General features: G+C 45.1%; 3 protein-coding genes. All 3 read right to left on the bottom strand.

What is annotated here, in order from left to right; translation table 11 throughout:
- The coding region (locus ABWY16_RS16875; RefSeq protein ID WP_353905829.1) for a GH92 family glycosyl hydrolase at positions 1–1,936 on the bottom strand (1,936 nt) is incomplete at its 3' end.
- A gap of 16 nt (positions 1,937–1,952) precedes the next feature.
- Entirely contained in the window at positions 1,953–3,080 is a 1,128-nt protein-coding gene (locus ABWY16_RS16870; protein WP_353905828.1) for an acyltransferase family protein, read from the bottom strand.
- A gap of 1 nt (position 3,081) precedes the next feature.
- Positions 3,082–4,573: beta galactosidase jelly roll domain-containing protein (locus tag ABWY16_RS16865; protein ID WP_353905827.1), on the bottom strand; the 1,492-nt coding region annotated here is incomplete at its 5' end.

The raw sequence follows: 4,573 nt of genomic DNA, 5'->3' as shown, positions 1-4,573 counted from the left end.
GTCCAGCGGCATCTATAGTGAAAGTTTTTTGACCAGCAAGATGGAGCTTCACTGATTGAAACAATGGAGCACCTATTGCATACAGCGGGCGTCCGGGGCTAAGCGGAAAGATGCCCATGGCATTGAAGAGGTAGGCGCTTGACATAGCGCCCAGATCATCATTGCCCGGTAGACCAGCAGGCGTAGCCTTGAATCTGTTGATCAGGATATCACGGATCCACTTTTGCGTCAGACCTGGATAACCTGCCGTATTAAAAAGATAAGGCAAATGCAGTACCGTTTCATTATCATAAAGCACTACATCATTGCTCATGGCAGAATCCAGCCTTGCAGAAAAAGCTGCATTGCCACCCATAAGGTTAACGAGATCTTTAGCATTATGTGGTACAAACCAGGAATACACCCACTTGTTACCTTCCTTATAACCAGTCATTCCCGGCTCTAACTTAAAGTCATTTAGTTTACGTGGAAGCATAAAGAGATTCTGGGGATGAAAGAGGTTTCTGTAATTTAATCCCCGCTGCTGTTCCAGGTTATAAACCGTATCATCATGCATGGCCAGTTTTGCATACTGCCCCAATGCCCAATCGTTGTAGGCGTATTCTACCGTTCGCGTTACCGATTCAGCATTTGAAAAAGGGACATAACCCATCCGGTGATAAATCTCCATATCCTTTTGCACATAGGGAGCTTCCAGCAGATTTTTCTTCATGGCTGCGTAAGCGACATTCTGATCATATCCTTTGATACCTTTGAAATAAGCATCTACGATGATCGGTACAGCGTGATTGCCCGTCATCGATTCTGTAGGCAGATGACCCGACTGCTTATAGATATCCAGCATGGAAAGTATAACGTCCTGTTGTTTTTCAGGATATAAAAGGCTCAGCAGCGGATGTAATGTCCGGAAAGTATCCCAGGGAGAAAAGCCACCGTATTGGTTTTTGCCGCTGGTGTGGTAAACTTTCCCATCGGCTCCCCGGTACTGACCGTCGCTGTCAGATATTATCCAGGGAATTAAAAGTGAATGGTAGAGTGCAGTGTAAAAAACCGTTTTGTTCTGCTGGTCAGGATCGCTGACGTCCACTACCGAAAGCTGCTTCTGCCAGTCGGCTGAAGTACGCTTTCTCAGCTGATCAAATGTACTCGTACCAATTTCAGTATCAATATTACGTTGTGCAGCAGTATAATCTATAGTTGATGTACTGATTGTCAGGATAATCACCTTTGTTGCATTCTTTCGCGCAGCTCTTGTCCTGAAAGTTAGCAGATAGCCGCCCTTCACTTGCTTTCTCTCCAGCAGGTCTTCACTAAAGTTTATTACAGTATTTGCAATCCTGGCATGTAACGTTCTTTTACCGGAAAAACTGATTTCACCGGCCTCGCCTACAAATAGCTTTGGGGTAACACCCGCAGGGAAACTGAACCTGAACATTCCCGTTCTTAAAGATGCACTGGCTTCAGCAATAGTATGATCATCCTCAAACACAACCTTGTAATATCCCGGCTGTGCCGCTTCATCTCCGTGCCGGAAATGCCTGCTGCTTATCCCTGCTTCGAAAACTTTGCCTGCTCTTACCGGCATGATAAATACATGACCTGATGAACCTTCCGGGAAACCACTGTAATGTTTAATGCAGCTAAAATAGTAGATCTGATGATCTGTATAGTCATACCCCCTGGCACCTGTTACACGCGTTTCAGGACTTAGCTGTACAGCACCAGAAGGAGCTGCTGCACCGGGATAGGTGCCGCCATTGCCGCCCCATTTGGTAAGCACAGCACTTTTTGTAGTTCCGATAAAAGGATCCACATAACTTGTATGGTCTTCCGGAAGAAAACTTTTGCGTTCCTGCGCAGCAGCTGTATTATGATCAAAGAATAATGAAGCAAAAGCCAGTGCAGCTGTTAAGGAGAAACATGAAATACTGTTCATCAGATCTTTCAGATAGTTAGATTTTAATATAGATCTTTTTCTTATCCAGGACGTATCCAACCAGCCAGCAGATCAGCATATACCCAACTGCAAATACGAGAGTACCAAAGGCCCCGGGAAATACCTGTTGAAAAAATTCATCATTGACCCAGTTGTAAAAACTTAAGCCCGGGCTCACCCATATTGTCTGCAGGCTGACCAGCAGGAGCTCCGACAACAGGTAGATGGCGAGAGAATTTCTTCCCAGTACCAGGAAAAATTCCGTACTCCATTTCATCTTCTTAAGTTCAAACACATAGATCAGCAGCCCAAGAATAGTTAAGTCGAGACCTATCGTAAGCAGCACAAAAGGACTGGTCCATAATTTTTTTCCTATCGGAAAAAACTGTCCCCAAAATAACGCTATAAAAATCAATATTACACCGTATATCAGCAACATAGCAATCGACTCATAATTTCTTCCTTTACGTTGAATATATGCACCTGCAAGATAGCCGCCGATTACATTTACAATGCTTGGCAGTGTACTCAGCAATCCTTCAGGATCAAATGCTATCGGGCCTCCGTGGTTATGGTACAAATGTGAATCGCCCAGGATAAACAGATCCAGACGTGTACCCGCATTGCCCAGCATGGTATATTCCTGTCCGGTTGCCCCAAAGAGCAAAAGAGAAGTCCAGTACCCAAGCAAAAGGACAATACAGATAAGTACTGAAACCTTTTTAGAGCAGTAATGTACAATCAGTGCCCCGAAAAAATAACAGAGGGCAATCCTTTGCAGCACACCCATAATCCTGGTATCTGCAAGGGGATTAAATACCCAAGCCCCATCCTGCCTGTGGACGAAAGGAAACCAGTACATCAGGAAACCCAGCAGGAAAATAATAACTGTCCTCTTAATTATTTTAGCCAAAAATGTAGCGTCACTTTCCAATTTCTTCTTTGAAAAACTAAGGGCATTACCTACGGCAAACAGGAATGACGGAAAGACAAGATCCGTGGGCGTAAAGCCAAACCATGCCGCATGATCAAGCGGAGCCCACTGTACGGCTCCTGAACCAGGGGAATTTACGATGATCATGAAACAGATCGTCATTCCCCTGAAGATATCAAGTGTTATAAATCGGTCGTTGGATAATGCCATATTATTTGATAATTATGTGGTTGGTGATTAATTTGTATTTCTTTCTGCCCGCTTCATTTTCGGCGGTTATAGTCAATGCAGCAGGTCGTTTTCCTTCTTCTTCATAGATCAGCAATTCATTGGTCCCTGGCTTTAACCAGGGTTCAGGAATATACATACCAATCTTTCCGTTTATTTCAGGATAACGGCCGATATGATGCCCGTTTACCCAGACTGAGCCATGGCCCATTTCATCAGGGTTTACCCGCCAGATGAGTTCTGTATTATTAAATTGTGGCAGGGTGAATGACGCACGGTAATACTGCGGCCCGGCAGTTGTATCAGCAGAACTGCTGTCGTATTTCTGCCATATAGGCTGCCCTTTCAGCTCATCCCCTACATCCGGTCCTCCACGCATTTTCCAACCTGTAATGGCCATCGCATCGCCAATGATGTTGATCTTGACAGGCTGATCAATCCCGCCTTCCTTATCATGGTTCTCTACAAATACGGTTAAAACCATCTCCCGGTTCAATACCTCAGCATCAGTTATCGTAAATTCAAACGGGATATTCCAGCCTTCACGGCGGATCATTTCTTTGCCATTGATAAAGACTGTTGCGTTTTCATCAACACTCCTGAATAATATTGTCATTTTAGATAAGCCCTGCCGGGCAGGGATGACTGTTGCAAACCAGCCATAACCTTCTCTGAGATTAAATGCATCAGCACCAACCTTATACTTGCTCCACTGCAGTGTATCCAGTACAGGCACAGCAGATTTTAACGCCTCCACATTGTTGGCTTTGAGAAAATACCAGTTGTCCAATGTATGATAAAATGGCCCGCCTTTTCTTATGCTTACCTTACCATCCAGGCCTTTTTTATCAATATTCCCGATCGGGCCAAGGTAAGCGGCCATCTTGTCCCGGCCGTTATGTGCCGTAAAAATTGCGAGGCTATGTTCCCCTTTATCAAGGTTTAAAGACACCTCTCCCGTTTTGATTTTCCATTTTGCTGTCTGCCTGCCGTCAACAAAGATTGTCCCTCTGTCGCCACCCTCAGCCTGTATAGAATATTTACCGGATTCCGGGATTGAAAATCTGCTGCGGTACCAGGCATCGGCAGTAAGATCCTGATCGGCACCCATCTGTAAGGGGTTCTCAGCACTCAGCCAGCTGCTGTCATCATAATCAGGGGAAGCAGGCAGTGAAGCATTTTTGTGCATCCAAGCAGAAATACCTGCTGTAAAGACTGGTATCATCCTGCCGGTTGAATCTGCGATATCCATATTCAATGAGGGACCTGTCCCCGAGGCTGGAATATCCGTACTAGTGGCCTTTGATACTGGTGCCTGTTTAGTATGCTGAGCAGTAAATAGTTGCGAGCCTTGTTCAAGGTATATCCGCGGAGTACTCTTTGAAGCAGCCCCCTTTAGAAAAGGAGATTCGGCCTCTGCGATGATCTTTCCCTGCTGCAACTTTACTTCAGCAAGATAGGGAACGCCGGTAATT

This window comes from Pedobacter sp. (genome assembly GCF_040513095.1).
Taxonomy (GTDB): Bacteria; Bacteroidota; Bacteroidia; order Sphingobacteriales; family Sphingobacteriaceae; genus Pedobacter.
This window is presented reverse-complemented; position numbering and strand designations above follow the sequence as displayed.